The 20703-nt window shown below is 38.0% G+C and carries 7 protein-coding genes and 8 pseudogenes; 3 read left to right on the forward strand and 12 right to left on the reverse strand.

Annotated features, from left to right (window positions below; translation table 11 throughout):
* Positions 1-9: 9 nt before the first annotated feature.
* From GTU79_RS18455 to GTU79_RS18505, 11 genes and pseudogenes are all read right to left on the reverse strand, one after another.
* Positions 10-1214: pseudogene (locus GTU79_RS18455) on the reverse strand (WcaI family glycosyltransferase).
* Positions 1215-1420: 206 nt separating this feature from the next.
* A complete protein-coding gene (locus tag GTU79_RS31170; RefSeq protein WP_338091415.1) occupies positions 1421-1645 on the reverse strand; it encodes an NUDIX domain-containing protein in 225 nt (74 codons plus the stop codon).
* Between the two features lie 48 nt (positions 1646-1693).
* A pseudogene (locus GTU79_RS18465) lies at positions 1694-2612 on the reverse strand (GDP-L-fucose synthase family protein).
* A 285-nt stretch (positions 2613-2897) separates the two neighbouring features.
* Positions 2898-3762 (reverse strand): annotated as a pseudogene (gene gmd / locus GTU79_RS31495) (GDP-mannose 4,6-dehydratase).
* A 14-nt stretch (positions 3763-3776) separates the two neighbouring features.
* Positions 3777-4314 (reverse strand): annotated as a pseudogene (locus GTU79_RS18475) (WcaF family extracellular polysaccharide biosynthesis acetyltransferase).
* 1086 nt (positions 4315-5400) lie between these two features.
* Complete coding sequence (locus GTU79_RS31500; RefSeq protein WP_214513248.1) at positions 5401-5661, reverse strand: glycosyltransferase; 261 nt, start codon at positions 5659-5661, stop codon at positions 5401-5403.
* Positions 5662-5976: 315 nt separating this feature from the next.
* Complete coding sequence (locus tag GTU79_RS18485; protein ID WP_214513249.1) at positions 5977-6393, reverse strand: hypothetical protein; 417 nt, start codon at positions 6391-6393, stop codon at positions 5977-5979.
* Between the two features lie 3207 nt (positions 6394-9600).
* The gene (locus tag GTU79_RS31505; protein ID WP_420854192.1) at positions 9601-9819 is read right to left on the reverse strand and encodes a hypothetical protein; all 219 of its coding nucleotides are present in this window, start codon (positions 9817-9819) and stop codon (positions 9601-9603) included.
* 163 nt (positions 9820-9982) lie between these two features.
* A pseudogene (locus GTU79_RS31510) lies at positions 9983-12134 on the reverse strand (polysaccharide biosynthesis tyrosine autokinase).
* Positions 12135-12146: 12 nt separating this feature from the next.
* Positions 12147-12579: pseudogene (locus GTU79_RS18500) on the reverse strand (arsenate reductase/protein-tyrosine-phosphatase family protein).
* Positions 12580-12581: 2 nt separating this feature from the next.
* Positions 12582-13713 (reverse strand): annotated as a pseudogene (locus GTU79_RS18505) (polysaccharide export protein).
* A gap of 468 nt (positions 13714-14181) precedes the next feature.
* Here GTU79_RS18505 and GTU79_RS18510 point away from each other — a divergent pair.
* From GTU79_RS18510 to GTU79_RS18520, 3 genes and pseudogenes are all read left to right on the forward strand, one after another.
* Complete coding sequence (locus tag GTU79_RS18510; RefSeq protein ID WP_214513251.1) at positions 14182-14448, forward strand: hypothetical protein; 267 nt, start codon at positions 14182-14184, stop codon at positions 14446-14448.
* 430 nt (positions 14449-14878) lie between these two features.
* Positions 14879-16454 (forward strand): annotated as a pseudogene (locus GTU79_RS18515) (TerC family protein).
* A 1059-nt stretch (positions 16455-17513) separates the two neighbouring features.
* The gene (locus GTU79_RS18520; RefSeq protein ID WP_214513252.1) at positions 17514-17831 is read left to right on the forward strand and encodes a hypothetical protein; all 318 of its coding nucleotides are present in this window, start codon (positions 17514-17516) and stop codon (positions 17829-17831) included.
* A gap of 1016 nt (positions 17832-18847) precedes the next feature.
* Here the strand turns inward: GTU79_RS18520 and asmA are convergent.
* Positions 18848-20689, reverse strand: coding sequence for an outer membrane assembly protein AsmA (gene asmA / locus GTU79_RS18525; RefSeq protein WP_203523414.1), 1842 nt, complete (start codon positions 20687-20689; stop codon positions 18848-18850).
* Positions 20690-20703: the final 14 nt, after the last annotated feature.

A 20703-nucleotide genomic window follows, 5' to 3' on the forward strand; every position in this document is an offset into this window, starting at 1 on the left:
AAAATTTTATTACTTGATAGTATTAATAAAATTGTTTAATATTTCTTCTTTATCAAGATAATTTTTAGCGTAATTCTGAGCAATGGTGTTAAATTTTGGCATATATAGCGCTTTTCGTATAGCGATTATAAGATCAGAACAAGATTCGGGTTCCGATAAAATAGCTATACCAGGAAAATCAATACATAGTTGCCCCAATTCGGTATTTATATCCGCCGTTATAACTGCATTACCCCCAACCGCCAGAATATTAGTCAATTTTGATGGTAACACAGAATCTGCCGCACCTTTTTTCTGAATCACTAAATGACAATCGGCCATCTTTAATAATAGAGGGAGCTGCGAATATGGCAATAATGGGCTAAAAATAACATTTGATAAATTAAGTGTTCGAGAGTAGTTCTCTAAGGCGTCTTTGCCACCACCTTGACCTACAATTAAAAAATGACATTTTCCTTTGCCATCTCCTTAGCAGCATCAATCACAACCTCTAATCCTTGTTTAGCACTAATATTCCCTGAATAAAGAATGATTCTATTGTTAGCAGGGATTTTCATATCTTGTATTAACCTAGCAACTTCCTTTTCATCAACTTCTTTAAACCTATTAACTTCTGACCAGTTTGGAAAAAAATTAGTTTCGAGTCATTTATTCCTTTCTCAATCCCTTCTCAATCATTCTTTTGAAATGGTTGAGACATGGTCTACAGATTTTAGACACCAACGTTCAAAAGAAATGGCTAATTTTGCAAAGGCGCCTTGCTTAACCATGCCCAAACCAATCATGGCATCAATTTCATAATCCTGAATATGTATTAGTGTTCTTGATTTGCTTACCTTACTAACCAAAATCATACCTGGAACGCAAAATAACGTTGGAACAATTGTGATAATTATGTCTGGTTTCCATTTCACTTGAGCTAAAAGGGAAAAATGAGCTTAAAGCAAAACTAATGAGATGTAATAATCTTTTTTGTCGTTAGCTTTGTTGGCACAAAAGAGGACAACGTATTATTTTTGAATTATCTTTTGTTTCACATGAATATTTCCAAGCAGAGTATCCCTTATGAATTTCCCATTCTGGATAATATGGAGGCGCGGTTATAACTCTAACATCGCAGTTATTAATTTTCATCCATTCAAACATTTCTCCAGTATATTTTCCTGTTCCAGTAAGTTCTGGAGAAAATTGATACCATATAATAATATTTTCATTAGTTAAAACCGCCTTAAAATATGTATTATAAAAATAAGCTTTAGTATTAGAATGAACGGCTACTGTTTCAGTAAGCTCTTTTGGAGTGAACCATCTATAACTTGAATGCTGTATATTATTAAGATTAAGTGATTTTCTTGCAAGCTTTATCTGGTAAGCTAAAACAACGTAATGTGTTGTTTCTGTATCATCAAAATAATTATCTTTATAAAATGTTCGAATACTCCTTAAAAGTACTGCAAGAAACTGTCGCAGTTCTATCAATACATCCGGTTTCAGTACTTATTATGCGTTTGAAGGCTGTTTCCAAATTTTCATCTTTTAAAATTCGACCACCAGGAACAAACCAAGAACCAGATGCGGGTCTATTTGTTCTGTATCCTAACAAGTATTCCCCTACATCTTCAATAATTAAATCAATAGAGACCAATGGCGCATTTTTATAATAAATTTAAAAGAATTGGTATCAAGGAACATTTCAGCCTCTGAATCTTTCTTGATTAGCTAAAACCAATTATATGTGTCTCTTAGACCTTGCTCAAGAGGGATAGCAGCCTCCCAACCCAAATTTTTAGCCTAGTCACATCTAATAATTTTCTAGGCGTTCCGTCCGGTTTAGTGCTATCGAATATTATTTTCCCATCATATCCCATAACTTTTGAAATTGTCTCTGCAAGCTTTGCAATAGTGCAATCTTGACCTGTACCTATATTGATATGGGAAAGCATCTCTTGTGTATTTTCTTTGTATTTTTTTGTCAAGGTTCATAACATAAATACTTGCCGCAGCCATATCATCAACATGTAAAAATTCCTCATAGGTCTTCCACTACCCCAGACAATAACCTCAGGAGTTTCATTCAGTTTTGCTTCGTGGAATCTGCGTAAAAGTCCAGGTATCACATGCGAATTATTTGGGTGGAAATTATCATTTGGCCCATAAAGGTTTGTAGGCATTACTGAACGATAATCATGTTTAAATTGCCTATTATAAGATTCACATAATTTTATCCCTGCTATCTTAGCAATAGCATAGGGCTCATTAGTTTCCTCAAGCGTCCCCTGTAGCAATTCCGTTTCTCGAATTGGTTGGTGCGCCATTTTAGGATATATACAAGAAGATCCTAAAATAGTAGCTTATCAACCGAATATTGATGTGCGGCATTTATAACGTTACTTTCGATTACCAGATTTTCATAAATAAAATCCGCAGGATATGTGTTATTAGCTGCAATTCCGCCTACTTTAGCAGCAGCCATATAGACCTGATCAATATCATTTTAGAGAAAAATCCAGTACTGCATTTCTATCTAAAAGATTTAACGTGTTCCTGTCTGATACAATTATTTGGTTAGAATCAGATAGAGCTAGCTGTTTCACTATAGCTGCCCCGACCATTCCCTTATGACCAGCAACATAAATTCTATTTTTTCATAAATCACTCCAATGGTATTGAAACTTTATAACCATGTTTTTAAGCAGAGCATGTTTTTGGCAGTTTCGAGATCATTTTGAACCATTTCCTCGACCAATTCCTTCAAAGTAATAGTCGGAGTCCATCCCAATTTTTCTTGGCTTTAGCTGGATCTCCTAGCAAAGTTTCTACTTCAGCAGGACGGAAATAACGTGGATCGACAGCAACAATTATATCACCTGGACTGACATGAGGAGCATTGTTACCTTCTATTGAAACGACAATACCTTTTCGTCAACTCCTTTTCCTTCGAAACGCAATGTAATACCTAACTCATTAGCAGCAAATTCTATAAATTGACGTACAGAATACTGAATCCCCGTTGCAATAACAAAATCTTCCGGCTTTTCTTGTTGTAACATCATCCACTGCATCCTTACATAATCTTTAGCATGCCCCAATCTCTCAAGGAGTCTAAATTTCCCAAAAGAGACAATGTTCTAGTCCTTGCGCAATATTTGCTAAACCTCTTGTTATTTTACGGGTAACAAATGTCTCTCCCTACGAGGTGATTCATGATTAAATAGGATTCCATTGCAGGCATACATACCGTATGCTTCTCTGTAATTTACAGTTATCCAATAGGCATATAGTTTAGCAACAGCATAGGGTGAGCGCGGATAAAATGGTGTTGTTTCTTTCTGAGGTATTTCCTGTACTAACCCATATAGTTCGGAAGTGGAAGCTTGATAGAATCGAGTTTCCTTTTCTAGCCCCAAAAACGTAATGCTTCTAAAATACGTAGTGTACCCAATGCATCGACATCTGCAGTATATTCTGGCGATTCAAATGATACAGCCACATGACTCATAGCACCTAAATTATAGACCTCGTCTGGCTTGATCTCCGCGAGAAGTCTTGTCAAATTGGATGTATCGGACAAATCCCCATAGTGCAAGAAAAACGTGAATCCGATTCATGTGGATCATGATATATATGATCAACACGTTCAGTATTGAATAAAGAGGACCTTCGTTTAATACCATGAACAGTATATCCCTTATCAAGGAGTAATTCTGCCAAATACGAACCGTCCTGTCCTGTAACGCCAGTAATCAATGCAACTTTTGACATACAATTTTCCTCACCTATAAATTTCTTTTACGAATAACTGAACAAGGGTTACCATAGCATATTGTTTCTTCAGGTAAATTTTGAATACTGAACTTCGGGCTCCTATAATACAACCATTTCCAATACTAATTCCAGGAGCAACAAAAATATCTGTAGCAAGCCAACAACTATCCCTATAACGATTGGTAAAGAAAAATATCAAATGTCTTTTACCGTAATCATGACCGCCAGTACATAAGTATGACCTTTGCGATATAATAGTATTTGAACCTATTGTTATCTGGCCTAAAGTATATAGCTCTACATTATCTCCAATCCATGAGTAATCTCCAACTTTTAATTTCCATGGATAAGTTATTTTTACTGAAGGTCTAATAATTACATTTCGCCCAATTTTTGCACCAAAACTCTAAGAATATAAATTCTCCATTTATAGAAAACCTGTGGTGAACATGCAAACAATGTTGATTGAACAAACCACCATAATTGCACAGCAAATATATTGCGCCCTCTAAAATTTTTAGGCATTCTAAAATTTTTCAATTCAAACATTTTAAATTCCTTGAGCAAAAGATTTAAAAATTTCAAATTGATAATTTGATATCTTTTAAAATTATTAATTCTTTGCTGCTTAGAAATGGGCATAAGTCTATCTGATTTTGTTATAGCATGTATTTCGTCGACTACAAAATTCGCAAAATTACTAATGTTATCATTACTTAACGGGTATGAGATTCCATTAAGTGAGAATATCATTTCTTTCATACAACCGACTTCGCTGCCGACAATTATAACGCCCAATTGAGCAGCTTCGTAAACGACCAAAGGTTCAGCTTCATTTTATATTTTGATGGAAAAACTAAAAGTCCAATTTTTCAAGAAAATTGGTTTTGGCATCCCCATAAATAGGGCCTAGATATTGGATATTTGAGTGTTGAGTCATATCTAATACGATTTTTTAGAAAACTCGTCAGAAAATGGACCTGCAATGATGGCGCTGAACGGTATATTTCTATCTCGTATCGTTTGACACACTCTCGAAAATACATCTATACCTTTATCGATTGATATATTCGCTAAATATCCTATAGTAATAACATTACTGTTATGATCAGCAGATTTATCAGAGTATAATTCTATATTCTGCTCTTGAAAAAACAGAGTTAGAAAGTACTCCTACTTTCGCTGGAGAAATCGAGTATACCAGTAGAAGTAGATCTTTCATTTTTCGCCTAAAACTATGTGATAGGCTTTGTTCTCTGTTATAGCGCAAATATTGGCAAATAAGTTAGACTTTTATTTAGGTATGCAAAAGAATGATGATGAATGAAAATCGAACAATTAAATTTTGCGCATATAAAGAGATAAATAAAATCAAAAATTGCCCTTTCCCACCATTGATAGCTCGATAAATTTTTCTATCATTTGTTGAAATCAATACTGAAAATAATTGTAATATCACCTTTAAAGAATGTAATAATTTAATAAAAATCCAAAATTTTGAATTAAACAGTTTATGAAATTTTTGGGCTGGTATCTATAAGTTTAGATTTTGATCCATCCAAAGAATAAATATCATACATAGCTTTATTGATATTAGACATGCCGTGCACCGGTGGGGCATATCAACTAAGAAAATCATGAATTTTCCTCAAGTATTTTCAATATTTGACTACCCATAGAATCAGTAGTTAATTTTACAAAGGTAGTTAGTGCACCATTGGCTAAATTATTACGTAATCCACGGTCTAATGACAACTTTACTATTTTATCTGAAAGGTCCTGGGCGTCATTACGCGAAAACAACAATCCATTAACGCCATCCTCTACGTAGCTGGGTTCAGGTCCCATATGTTTATGAAAGTTTGAGTGGACAATAACTGGAAGTCCTAACGCCATATAGTGAACAACGGAAAGACCAGCGTCACCCCGTATGAACCTAACAAAGAATTTGAAAAATCCTTTTAATTAATTGATCTTCGTAAATAGTTCCATGGAAAATTGCGAAGGGTATTTTCTTTTCAAGTGTTCAATATAACTTTGATCACCTCCGCCAATTATATCTATTTTAAGATTTTTACTTTATTAGAAGCTAGATTTATAGCGTCTAATAGAATCTCTAGGCCATTTCCTGGCCGTAATCGTCCTATAAAGGCTATGCTATCATTAGGCGATTTATTTATATTTACTACTGGTTCCAAATATAAAAATTATCTATGTTTTTATTTTCTTATGTAGAAATTTAGGCATTTTATCTTTTAAAGACTCTGCGCAAAATTTATTATAACAAATATAACCATCGCAGATCATCAAGCTGCTGATGTAGATTATCTTTGCAGTAATCCTTTTTTTATACCCACCTTGCCCATGCAAATAAAGCTTAAATTTATAAAATATTTTTGACATCAGCAAAATTTGCAAAGATGAATATTTGAAGTCACCGAAATGAATCACAGTTATATTATTCTTTAATATATATTTCCAGTCTATGCCTTTAAAATGAATCATTCCCAAACGGTTTTCTTGATTGAATCTTTTGATGGCAAAATTCGTTTCACCTGACTCCTGAAAATTTTTGGTGTATATCCACAATAGACAGTGAAATTTTCTATTTTTTACTAATGTCTTCAAAAATGCTTCTCGGTATGATGTCATATACGGTTGAAAAAATCACTTTCATACATGGAGTCCTAATTAAATTGAAAACGTCTAATTTTTTTGTTTCCTTTTTCCAAGTACTTATCCATTAAACACATGAGTGCTAAAATATATATAAACCATTCGACCGATCGAAGATTGTATTGAAAAATCAATACACAACTCATGCTAAATATACAAATAGCTAGCAATCTTAATGTGTTATTTGTCATTAAATCTATTTTTAGCGATAAACCCAATAAAACAAAAGAATAAACAAAATGCAAAATTGAAACCCTCAACAATTCTGATGCAGCCCCATTGGTCTATAAACATCAACGCGCCACAAGGTATAATCAGGAATTGAAGGCCAAAAACGATGGTAAAGGAGTAATCGCATAAATCAGATCATATAAATGGTATATACCTGCCCCGGTCTGCACGACATAAGAAAATTGTAAAATAGAAAATGCCGTAAAATAAGATAACACAGACACTATAGCAGAATAAAATTATCTCCAACGGAGGACATAATCGAAAAAATACTTCAGTATCCAATCTATTATTGTAGGCTCGCGCTACCATTGCAATCACAAAATAAAATAATGTTAGGGACGTAAAAAAGCATTTGAAAATATTTTTATTCATCAAAGTTAAAAGTAGCATTCCTGCAAGACTAAGAATTCCAGCACGACTCGCGTCGACCCATGAAAATAAAAAGCCTATTACAATGCATATGATTATTGCAAAAGTTTTTAATAAATTTTACTTAAAAACTATTGGCATTATAGCTTGAAGAAGCAGCAATATACTTGTTATTTTATCACTTAATGGCCTGTAATGAAGATAACGAAAATCATCTGCATCATTTAGTGCATTTAGAAGTTTCAAAGAGATATATAGAACAATAATTATTTGTAATAACATAAATAACAATATTATTGTAGGGGTAATTTTAAATTTAAACCTTTTTAATTTAACGTTAGCACCTAAGTCATTTACAATTTGAGATTTTATTTTTTCCTTTTTCTACCATATCCAATTATAAAAGAAAGACCCGCTATCAATATATATAACAATGGTTCTGTTAGATCATGAGTGTCAAATTCATATTCATAGTTGTATGGTATTTCAATTAACTTTGTAGCAACAGCAAAGTATGCTATTACTGACGAAATTATAATATAAATTAGAAATATTTTTTTGACATATATATCCTTTATATGGATAAATATTCATATTTTATCCAATCGAAAAGTATCTTTGTGACATAATCACGAATATCTCTGGTAATTTTTCTTTTATCTGAGAGATAAAATTTTTCAATAATATCATCTAATTGAAAATCTTTATTATGTTTTATTTTTTATCAAAGAAATATTTAAAACCAGTAATCTTTTGTGCAGGCATATGAAGAATAAATATACTTGAATCTTTCTCTTTTGCGTTCCAGTATTTCGGTGTATTCCAAATTCTTTTAATATAGTCCTCTCGTACTAGAAAAATCAAATTTAATCTTTCATATATTATGCTTAAAAATGTGCTTCTTCGTTTAATTTAGTCTCTTTTTTTCATATAACTTAAAATTGCATTCCCATAAAATTTAAATTCCTTCAATATATTGCTTATCATATCTGCTCTTAACCCTATGAACTCACCGCCAAAATAATCAATTATTTTATTTTCATTATATATTTCATTATAAATATCACACATTTGTTTTTAGTAATCCCGTTAATAACATGATTATCGGGATATCTACAAGAATAAACTAAAACCCCTATTTTTAAATCTCTAAATATGGGATCTAAGTTTTTGTTATGATACAGTCTGAATCTAATATTAATATACAATCATCTTTATCAAATCCTTTTGTTTCTAGATCATATAAAATATCAAAAATATAAAACTGATTTCTCCATGATCCAAACCAATCAGGTGGCGTCTTAAAAGTAAGATTTTGCTTGATCACTTCTATTTTATTTTCTTTAAAGAAAATTGAAAAATCGAAACCATCAATAATTGGTAAACTTTGCAAATTTGTATAAAAACATATCTTCTATTTTTGTTTTCTTTTATGCAACTATAATAAAACACGCAATACATCGCCAGTATGTATTCTGGAATTTGCTGCTTTTAGAATCAGCCCCACCTGAGGATATTTACTATATACTTCATCATTTTCCACATAGAACCAGCTTATAATATAATCCATTATTTGCCCCTAATTGTTTTGAATGCCTTTTAAATTTTCATGATCATGTTTTAATAATTTGAACGCATTTAGTGGCAATAACCAAAAGGATGTTAACAAATTGACCATGATTAGCCCTAGCAGTAAATAGGATAATGGAAAAGCATGGTTAAAATTTAAAAGTATAAATGCATATAAGAATCCAATAAATGCCTCTAACATTAATATTTTAGCTAATTGATAGAAAGCACCTAATCCCATCATAATCACAGTTGTCGCTTGAACAAGACAAATCAATAAAAACTGTACACCGATTAAAAACAGCTTGATAAACCTAGCTTATAAACACCTGAAGTCCAAAGAGAAAATATCTTGGTGCCAAATAAGCTAATGAAAAATAAAACACTTAGTCCATATAATAAGTAAAATAAATAAAGTTTCTTATATATTTGCTTAACCCAAAATGTTTGTTTTCAGTCAACGCAGTTTTAATATAGGCCACATTGGCTGACTAATCATAGTTAGCACACTGCCTAATAATGCGTAAGCACGAAATATTAGGCTAACCTCTCCCGATACGGTGCTTCCAACCTTTTCAAGGCATAGTATAACGATCGCCTGCTGTGAAATTAATACTGACATTTGCATAAATAAAACGATCCACTATTTCTGATAAATTCCTTTATAAACTGACTACCTAAGATGGCGAATTTCATCCCCACTCTTTTAATTACTAATCCAGAGTTAAAAGCTTACTAAGCACAATCCCGCTCTGGCTCACTAAAAATACAACTGCTACAACTTTATGATCAAAATATAACCAAGCTAAGTATATTGCGAGCATATTTATACAATTCGCAAATGCAAAATTAATATTATTAATATGCTGACGTTGTTGCCCTTGATTGATGGCATCACCAATCGAAAGGATTATACTTAAGGAAAACACGACATATGCGCACCAAAATAATGCTGAATTATCTTCTGAAAAATGATTGAATGTGGAGCTAAAAAGGTTGTAAAACAATAAATACAAGGCTCATCGCCAGAAATATAACCGCCAAAATTAGTGATGCCATAAAGTAGGCATTTGGTAACTCCGAACTACGCCGATTATCAGCTGCTAAGCTAATGATCGTTGGTGCAATTCCCAAAGACAACAATGATAGCCATGTTGAAAACCCAGTATAAGCTAGGAATAAGCCGAAATCTGATTTTCCTAACATATGGACTATGATTGGGATTGATACGACCTGAAATGTCACTCCTGAAATCTTTGAAAAAGAGAGCTTATAATTGCAAGTCCGAGAACTTTTCTAGTATTTACCATTTTTTACACTTACAGTAATATTACTTAAAAGAAAAGTGCTACACCAACCTTTGACCTTATTACGATTTATATGAATATGGTTCATATGTATAACCGTAGCTATAATATGCAGCAGCACGTCTGACAATTGCATTAAGAATCACTCCTTTTACTTCAATACCACTTTGCATAAATCTATTTGCACTTATCTCAACTTCTTTAACCGTATTTTTTCAAACCTAGCAACCAACAATACAGAACCACTTTGTTGACCAATTATTGCAGCATCAGTAACGGCTAAAATTGGTGGAGTGTCAATCAGGACAATATCGTATTTTCCCCAGCCCATATTAATAATTCTGATAATTTTTTGCAATAAAAGTTCTGCAGGATTTGGTGGTATTTGCCCCTTGGAATAAAATCTAGGTTTTCAACACCTGTCTGCTTCAATGAGTTTTCGAAATCAATTTTTCCTACAAGTATGTCAGAAAGTCCATTTTCCCATGTTGTCCCCATAATAGCATGACTGTAGCCCTTTCGCATATCCGCATCAATTACTAATACTTTTGTCCACCTTGGGCAAGAACTGCCGCCAGATTCATACTCACAAATGTCTTACCTGTTTCAGGACTTGCCCCAGAAATTACCAAAACATTATTTTTGCTTCTAGCATGGCAAAGTGAAGACTTGTGCGTAGACTGCGAATAGCTTCTATGGCAAGATCTGCTGGATTACCTGTTGCTAATAATACATCTGAATCAATATTTTTGATCTTCCTCTACTTTTTCATGCAATAATCTATTTTATTTAGTTGCCACTCTGATAATGGAATACTTGCATAAACACTGAGACCTACTCTTTCAAGATCTTCAGGTCGTTCGATAGCCTGCCTGAACATAGTTTTCACGATGACATATATAGATGACAATAAAAACCAAATATGAAACTTCCAACAGTTATTAAAAGCTTTTGTGGCTTAATTGGCTTATCGAATGTGATAGCATGATCTACTATTCTTACATTACCCACTGTACTTGCTTTATTAATGCTCAATTCTTGTTGTTTATTGAGCAATTGCATATATACTTGCTGACCAGCTTGAACATCTCTTGTTAAGCGCAATATTTCTTGTTGTGTCTCTGGCATTGCGTTTACTTTTTGTTTAGACTCGCTTTCTCATCTTCAAGAGTTTTCTCTTTTCTAATAAAGCTCTATAAGCTGGATGTTCTTTTGTATATAGTTTCGAAATTTCAGCTTCACGGAATGTTAACTCATTAAGTTGTGCATCAACGGCAACCATAGTATCTAGTACTGATTTTGCCTCAAGTGTTAAATCAACAGAGTCTCTTTGTTGGCGATAAGTATTGAGCTTACTCTCAGCCTGATCGAGATTACTTTTAATATTAGGTAATTGTTGCTCTAAGAATGCTAGACTCTTCGCAGCTTCTTCTGATTTACGTTCTACATTCTGTTCTAGATAATTATTACTGATGCTATCAAGAATTTTTGAGTCAGCATTCTATTCTGACCAGTTAAAGTAAGCGATAGTATACCTGTGTCTTTTCCTTTATCGACAATATCTAAATCATCATATAAATCGTTATACGTATCAATCACTGCATTCTTTCTGATGACAAAAGAGTCACCTTGTTTTCCTTTAATATCACTAATTAATATACTGACATTTTTTGCACTACTCTCTCACCAACGCTCCCGACCAAGATCTCATCGCCGTTATAACTTAACCTAAATTTTTATTAGTTAATATATCCAGAGTGAGATCTTTTCCTAAAAGTTCTGGAGGTACGAAAATACTTGAAAGAGCAATCTCTTGATCATTGCTGTGCCCTCTTAGGGCAGCTATTCCCTTTCAATAATAGGAAAATATTTAGGTTCGGCATAATCATCTAATTGAAGATCATCAATTGTTTTACCTAGAACCATTCTAGAGCGTATAAGCTCTATTTCTGTAGCTGATATGGGTTGGGATGAAGGAAGAAAACGAGTAATATCATTTATCAGCGCATTACCTGTATTTTGTTCAACTTGAATAAGTGCAGTAGCGCGATAAACTGGTGTTGCCAGTAATGCATAAACAACACCTAACACAGTAATAAAACTTGTGCACGCTATAATAAGCCATCGATTATCAACAAGAGCACCTAATAAGCGTTTAAAATCGACATCATCTTGTTTGTCTTGTTCTGACGAAATTCTATTATTTCCAGTCATTATCATACCTAATTATTGGCTTAGAATCTTGGCCCATTTCAAAGCATTTATATCCAGAGCCTTATGAACATACTCAAAAGCTTCTATGCTTTTCTTATAAGGATCGGAAATTTCGAGTTTTTCAGACCAATGCCCAAACAACATAATTTTCCCTCTAACTTCGGGAACCATATCACAGATAATAACAATTTGTTTTTTCCATTACCAAGATAAGGTCGTTAGATAAACATAAATCTTTATTTATCTGTTTAGCTTTATGCCCATCGAGAGAAAGTCCATTTCGTTTTGCGACGCTAACTGAATTAACATCCGCCGGGTGATCAATTAATGCATTAACGCCAGCAGATATGATCTCCTTTGAAGGTAAGTATCTTCTGAGTAGACGCTCTCCTACAGGCGAACGACATATATTTCCTACACAAACAACTAATATTGAATCAAACATTGTCAATTCAAATCCTGTATATTCTTTCCGGCCTGGGAAATATCATAAATTCCTGCGATGGTTGGGATTAGCTGACTAATAACACGATTCCATCTTGCAATTGGTGCCGCCGTGACATAAACAACATCATATGGCTGTAGCTGGAATTCCGTCCCCATGACTAAGGCAGTAGCATCAGAAGCATCCAATTGATAAATATTAGCTATTTTCCCACCTTTAGGCCCGTGTATTGGTCGAATGACGAAGATACCTTTCGCGTTAGAAACTGACTGATCCACACCTCTGCATTTCCCAATGCCTCTGTCAATGTCATACCGGAACGATCCATCTTAAGTGTGGCTTGCTTTGTGACTTCCCCATAACAAAACCTTGAGTTCATCATTGCGCGGTATGAAAAGAATATCTCCAGGGTATAATAGATGGTTCTGAGTTAAATCGCCATTCTGCATTAACGCCTGTAAAGACAATCGCTGGTCTTTACCATTGTGCGTTAGTACGATATTTCTCCAGTCCGCAAATTCTGTAATGCCCCTGCATTATTTATTGCATCAAGTACTGTTAATGGGACATTAGTTATAGCTTGCTGACCCGATTTTGTCACCTCACCTGTAACATAAGCCTTTTGCGATCTAAATGCTGCGATACTTACATCGACTTGGGGACTTTCGATATACTGAGCTATACGATTAGTGATTTCATCACGAATTTCTGCAACAGTGCGTCCAACTACTTTTACTTTACCGATATAAGGATAAAAATAGTACCATCTGCATTAACCCAGTTCCCTGCATCACTGGCGCTGCGATAGGTCCCAGCAGGCGTAGTCAGTTCCGGGTGATCATATACTGTTATGGTCAATATATCACCCACACCAACGCGGTATTCATATCGTTGTAGATCTTGATCAAGAGTTAAATTTGTTTGTGAAATTAGCGGCTTAGGCCGCATTTCCTCAACTAATTTTGGCGTTAATGGATACACATTCACAAATTGACTGATATCAATATTGGAATCATCCTGTTTTATTACCGTTTTATCATTTGTAGACAAATGCATACCGGGTACAACCGTACAACCACTGATCAAAGAAATAGACACCAAAAGCGGCATCAACTTAAGTTTTGTTGTCATCATTGAGTTATCGTCACTCTCGTTGTTGCTCGGCTAAAAAGCGTATCCATGTCTTTGATACCGCCTTCCGAAAGGGGGTTAATGCCAAAAGGTCCCAAAACATCGCGCTATGTGTCCAGGTACGTCGGTTGCAAGGGTTGTTCCGTGTCATCGCCTCACATCTCTTAAGAAGGTCATCCACTGTAAAGATACAACTACTTGAGCAAATATAGCTGAAAAATACAACTATAGAACTTATCATTATGATCCTGTTTGATCTGGCGCTCAAGCACGTCAGCGCTTGGCGGAAGTATTATCGGTAGGAAGGAAAGAAGCTTTAGTTATGGATTGACTTTGTCCGGCCTTCACTGCGATTGCGACATAACTTAATGAGGACGGTTCAGCGCAATCACTCAAACACCGATTATAATTTTATAAGCCACTGAAGCGGCTTTGCTGTGATGTGCAACACATCATGCAGGCGTGCCAAAAATGAGTAAACATGTTCTGATTTTGCAGCAAACCGTAACGGCTTTGTTGATTTCAGTGCGCGTCAATGATGCCGAGACACGCTACCGCCCTTGGCTTGCAGCTACCAATGCGCACTCATCATTTCTCAAAAACTGCCTATCGTTGTTGCTTTGCTTCAGGCGCTATCGCCCGAACAGTGTTAGCTTTGTCACAAATCCATTCGGCCTTAGCATTTTTTATTCAAAAAACACTATTGGCACAACATATGCCTCATCATTGTTATACTAATTATTAATTATCTCTTTACAAGGTTTCCATGTCCACTGCCCTGAGTTTTAGGAATAAGACTACCCGTTTCGGTAGAAGCGACCGATGCAGAAGGGTGTTTTACTTACTAAAAATGGACATTTATTGCTGGATCTCCTTGAGAAATAACAAAAACTTATTACATAGCCTCTTTTGGCCTGTTAAAGCTGCATGGCATAAGGTTTTTTTTAAATCAAGTTCAGAATAATTAATATACAAACCATTCATTAAGATTTACTTGTAGCCAGTTACAAATCAACAAATGAACTTAATTATTTTGTCATTTGTCTTTCATGGTGTTCGAAATCGATTAAAAATTGCTCATTTTTTGATTAAGCAATTATTGAGTTTTCTTAGGTTAACTCCCATCATTCCCTTCTGAACTGCTAATACATAAGGTAAAACGCCGATTATGGAATGGATCGCCGATCCGACAATCTGGGCCGGTCTGGCAACGCTGATAGTGCTGGAGCTGGTGTTGGGCATCGACAATCTGGTGTTTATAGCCATTCTGGCGGAGAAGCTGCCGGCGGGTCAGCGCGATCGCGCCAGGCTAGTGGGATTGGCCCTGGCGCTGGTGATGCGTTTATTGCTGTTGGCGTCCATGTCGTGGCTGGTCTCCCTGACATCCCCCCTGTTTACCGCCCTGGGGCACCCCTTTAGCCCGCGTGACCTGATCATGCTGGCCGGAGGTATCTTTCTGATCTTCAAAGCCACCATGGAGCTCAATGACCGGCTTGAGGGCAGTGACGATGAATCGGAATCGGAACGCAAAGGAGCGCGGTTCTGGCCGGTGGTGGTGCAGATCGTTATTCTGGATGCGGTGTTTTCCCTGGATTCGGTGATTACCGCCGTGGGCATGGTGGATCATCTGGCGGTAATGATGGTGGCGGTGGTGGTGGCCATCGGCGTGATGATGCTGGCCAGCAAGGCCCTGACCCGCTTTATCAATGCTCATCCCACCATTGTTATCCTCTGTTTGAGCTTTTTGCTGATGATTGGCTTTAGCCTGGTGGCGGACGGCTTCGGTTACTCTATTCCGAAGGGTTATCTGTATGCCGCCATCGGATTCTCCATCGGGATTGAATGTCTTAATCAGCTGGCGCAGTTCAACCGGCGGCGCTTTTTATCTTCCTCGGTGCCGTTGCGCAAGCGCACCGCCGAGGCGGTGTTGCGTATGCTGAACGGTAAGCACGAGGAGGCGGAGCTGGATGCCCAGTCCTCGTCGTTAATCGCCGACAACGAGGGAGAAGGCCAGGAGGTCTTCAACGAGCAGGAGCGGCGCATGATTGAGCGGGTGCTGGGCATGGCCCAGCGCGCCGTCAGCAGCGTAATGACTTCTCGACATGATATCGAGCATATCGATTTACGCGATCCGTCGGATAAAATCGTTTCCTTGCTGGAAAACAACCAGCACACCCGGCTGGTGATTACCGAGGATTCAGCCTCCAATGAGCCGCTGGGGGTGGTGCATGTGATTGATTTGTTGACCCAGCAGCTGCGTCAAGAGCCGTTGGATATCCGCTCGCTTATTCGCCAGCCGCTGGTGTTTCATGAGCAGTTGTCGCTGTTGCTGGCCCTTGAGCAGTTCCGCGAGGCCCATACCCATTTTGCGTTTATCGTCGACGAATTCGGTTCGGTGGAGGGGATTATTACCCTGAGCGATATCATGGAGACCATTGCCGGTAATTTGCCGCTGGAGAATGAAGAGATGGATCCGCGCCATGATATACAGCAGCACGACGACGGTACGCTGATTGTCAACGGTTACCTGCCGCTGGAGGATTTGGCGGGGTATATCGATATTTCACTGGCCGAACGGCGGGAGTATCACACTCTGGCAGGATTATTGATGGAGCATAGCCAAACCATCCCCAGGTGGGGACCGGATTGCTATCGATAATTACCTGTTCGACATTCTGGAGGTAGAGAGTCACCGGATTCTGAAAGTGCTGATTTCCCAGGTCTCCCTACGGCAGGATAGTTGACACCCCATACTGAAAATCTTAATCAAGGCAACGTAACCTGTTATGAAATGTTATTCGCCGGAGTGTAAGGCCGCTGAATTCCGGCGCACATAGCAGATCAATCGTAATCCCCGACAATTCCGCCCTTAAATTTTATTAATAATATTAGAAACGATAATCTCAGCATGGTTTTAAATATCATTGAAATAAGAGTCGGAATATGATATCAATGATTTTATCAAGAAATCAAATACAAAGATTGATTATAAAATGCGTGATTACATTTCTATAACATGGGCACTTTTATCTGCATCATTTACCATAATATCAATGGCCGGCATTGGAGTATTTTTATCTCAAAACTTTCAATTAAAAAATGTCAGATTTAGAATTATTTATATCGGCAATTTTAATTGGAATGGCTTTTCATTTTATATAATGTTTTGGCATCATTAAAAATTTTTAAGTATGATTTGGTGTTTTATTTAAAAATTTTAGGCTTGATAATTTTTTCAGATTCTTTATCAAAAATGTTTATGAGATAAAAATTAAGGCGCGTGATAATCATTTTTGATTTTATCATTTTTGTTTTATTTTTATTTTTACTTTAAGTACAATTAGCAATGTGCTTATACATAGTGATGCATACAAGTATAATTTGGCTTTTCCTTGGTTAATGTCTGTAACAGGTCATTTAGTCGATAATGATACTTTCTTCCACAATGGTACATATATTCCATTTGATATATTATATCTTAGCGTAGCAGACTTAAGAGTTCTGCTTTATCGACCTGATTTAATCGATAAATTAAAACTCTTTGACTCCAATGCCGCTTTTTACTTCCATTATCAATCTATATGTTATCAAGACGACTTGAAATTTCGAAAAACGCTTCTCTTTTGGCTGCTTTTTCAATCCTAACAATAGGAAGTATTACCAATTGGGGAAATATAAAAATGATATTTTCTCATCGGCAATTGGAGTTTCATCTATATGTTTCATACTAATCGCCAGTAAAACAAAAGATTATAAAATTCTTTTTAGCTTCATTTATTTCTGGCTGGGCTGTAAGCGTAAAATTGACTAATGCCGTAATTTTAACTCTACCGTTTATTTACTTATATTTAAGTGGCGTTTTTAGTAAAAGGCATGTATTGATCAGTATATCCATAGGTCTTTTACCATTGATTCCTTGGATGTTATATTCATATCATGGAACAGGGAGTCTGATTGCACCTGAGTTTATAAAACTTTCTCCAGAAATGACCTACTGGTGGGGTGTCCGTGATGCTAATGGCCTGCCACATGGCATTATTACAGCTATAAAATATTTCGTGCCAATATTGATTGGTTCTTATAAAATATCGGGAAACGATAGCATTGGTATTTTTGTTTAATATCCATATTTGTATCTTTTATATACATCCTGCGGATTTTATATTTAAAAGAATTCAATATAAACTCGATTATTTTAATGTCAGTGATGTTATGGTTTTTATATTTTATATGATGAGATACGATAACAGATTTCTTTCTCGATATATGATAGCATCATTTGTGATATTTATAATATATGCAATCTATTTTCTAGAGTATTTATCAGGAGAATATAGCAAGTTGTTAGCGCTTTTTTATGGGTATCCGTCGCTTATTTCTCTTCCAACCAAGATAATATTGGGCGATTAAATGATATTGCTAAAATTCTAAATATCAGCAGAATGCAAGAACAAAAATCTCTGCACTTGACAAATATGAAGAACCCTATAAATATCTAAATACAATAAGAAAAAGGAGAAGCAGTTGCTATCAATGATCATACGGTATTATTTGTTACTCCCCATTTTATAACCTAAACCCGCTCCATGCCTTCAAATTGAATCTATATCGCATGAGTCATGCATGAAATCAAAGAATATATTGAACAGCAAAACATAAAATATTTAATTTTCAAAAAATACATTCTTGGGGCTATGAAAATATAAATGATTACATTATGAAATGTACTGAGTTGGTAAAACCCTTTGATAATGGCAATTTAAATTTACTAAGCGTAAAAGAAAACTGTAACGTTTAAACGGTACGACGCTGAGATATGCATTTAGCACTGCGGAGTACAGAAATAAAATCTATCGCTGGCCTAAAAGAGATTTTCAGCGTAAATGGGCGGCTCCGCTAATCAGCCTCTAATGGATAGATGACACCCCATCGAATGCTCTAATTGAGCGAGCGCGGGGTCACGGTATGAATCCATTTCACCAGACCGAAAAGCCTATGTACTGTAACCGGCTTGCAATGCCACGTTGCCAATCGAGATAGAGCGGGTAATAGCCCATGGACCGGCACGTTAGAACGGTTAGACGGTCCGATCCGGTCTTGTATTCAATCCATGGGTTCCCCGTTGCACATGCAGCTGTTATAACTTCTCCAGCAGCTTTTGGACATTTTTGTTTTGCGGGTGGTTCTGGTTTTTCTGCGCCCAGTCGTTGAGGCGGCGCTTCACTTCATCCTCAAGCTGTTTGCGGATCAGCTGATCCACATGCAGCTGATAGCTAAGAGCATCCCAGGGGCCGTAGACGCGCAGCGGGATTGGGGTGGCCACCAGGGCCGCTACCGTTTGCGGATCGCCCTGCCAGCCTTGCAGCACCCTGATATTCAGGTTCACGTCGCACTGCCGTCCCGGCAGATTGAGCGTCCCGTTGCCGCTGAGGGCCACTAAGTCGGATTCACCCGCCAGGTTGTCCAATTGCAGGCTGCCGTGGTTTAAGGTGGCCTGAGCAGTCAGCTGTTTCACTTCAGAGTAGTTTTCCGTGCGTTGCTCCGCGCTGACGCTGCTGTTGCTGCGCGCTACCGCCCGCTGAATCAGCTGCTGGATATTCAATCCTTCCAGTCGGGCATTATCCAGGGCCATCCGGCCGGAGCCCTGCCAGTTCTGCGCAAAATCATCGGCGGTGAGCGATCGGCCGGTGATTTGCCCCTCCACCGACAGCAGGCCGGTAAGGGTTTGCGGCAATGCGAAGGCCTGCATCAACGGTCCGAGGGCCACCCGTTTGATATCGGGATGTAACTCGAATGTGGGCTGCGGTCCGGTGACATCGACGGTACCCGGCAGGCTGAACTCCCCTTCCCCCAGCTTGCCGCTCAGGGTGTTGAGCGCCAAGTGGCCGTGGCGATTGTCCGCCTGGGTTTTGAAGCCGGTGATATTCAAACCGTGATAGATGACCTGATCCGCCGTCAGGTTTAGCTGGCCGTTGAAGGCGTTGAGGAATGACGGATTATGGACCTCCATGGCGGAGACGATGATCGGCCTGCCGTTGCTTTGGTGGGCCGCGGACTGGCCGTTATTATCGGCGGGGTTGTCCGGGGTAAAGCCCATCAGATTGTCCAGATTGAGATGCTGCGCGTTTAAATCCAGCTGATAGACCGGCACCGCATCCATCTTGGCGCTGGCCTGGCCCGAGAGGTGGCTGTCATTGGCGCTGAGGGTCAGATTGCTGATTTCCAGCGTCTGGTTGGTGCGGGAATAGTCAGCGCTGAGTTTGCCTTCGCCCTTGATGCCGTCCGCCGGCAGTCCGGAACCGTGCAGTTGGTAGTTAACGCTGTCGAGGCGGGCAGTCATCTGGCGCGGATAATGGTTTAAATCCACATTGCCTTTCAGGGACACCGTCAAATCCCGCTGGTCGCGGTTGATGCGGCTGGAAAAGGTGATGTCGGCCTGCCGGGTGGCGTTTTGCTCTACATCCAGGTTTAAATCCCGCAGGTTGATCTGCTCGTTGGGCTGCCGCTGCCAGATCATCAGGCTGTCGGTGAGTTTCAGGCTGGCGATGTCATAAGACCAGCCCGGCTGAGTCACCGGGTTCGGGGTGTCGGCCGGCTCGATAGGGGCGTTTTCCGGCCGGCGGGCGGCGCTGTCGGGAGTGAGGGTAATTACTGCCCCTTTCAGCATGACCTGCTTGATGGCGAGCTGATGGGACAACAGCGGCCAAAGCTCGACGTCGAGGCGCATATTCTCCGCGCTCACCACCGCTACGCCGGCGCCGGGCGCGGTCAGCGTCATATGTCCGGCCAGGATGCTGAGCTGCGGCCAGACATGCCAGCGCAGATCGCCGTCCAGGGCCAAGGTATAGCCGCTGCGCTGTTTAACCTTGCTGACCATATAGTGACGGAAATCGTTGGGGTTGATCAGCATCACCAGCGCGGTGATACCGACAACCAGAACCGCCAGCAGTATGACCAGCGTAGTCAGTAATCTTTTCATGAAATCCCCATCAG

It is taken from the genome of Sodalis ligni (genome assembly GCF_016865525.2).
In the GTDB taxonomy this organism is placed as follows: Bacteria; Pseudomonadota; Gammaproteobacteria; order Enterobacterales; family Enterobacteriaceae; genus Acerihabitans; species Acerihabitans ligni.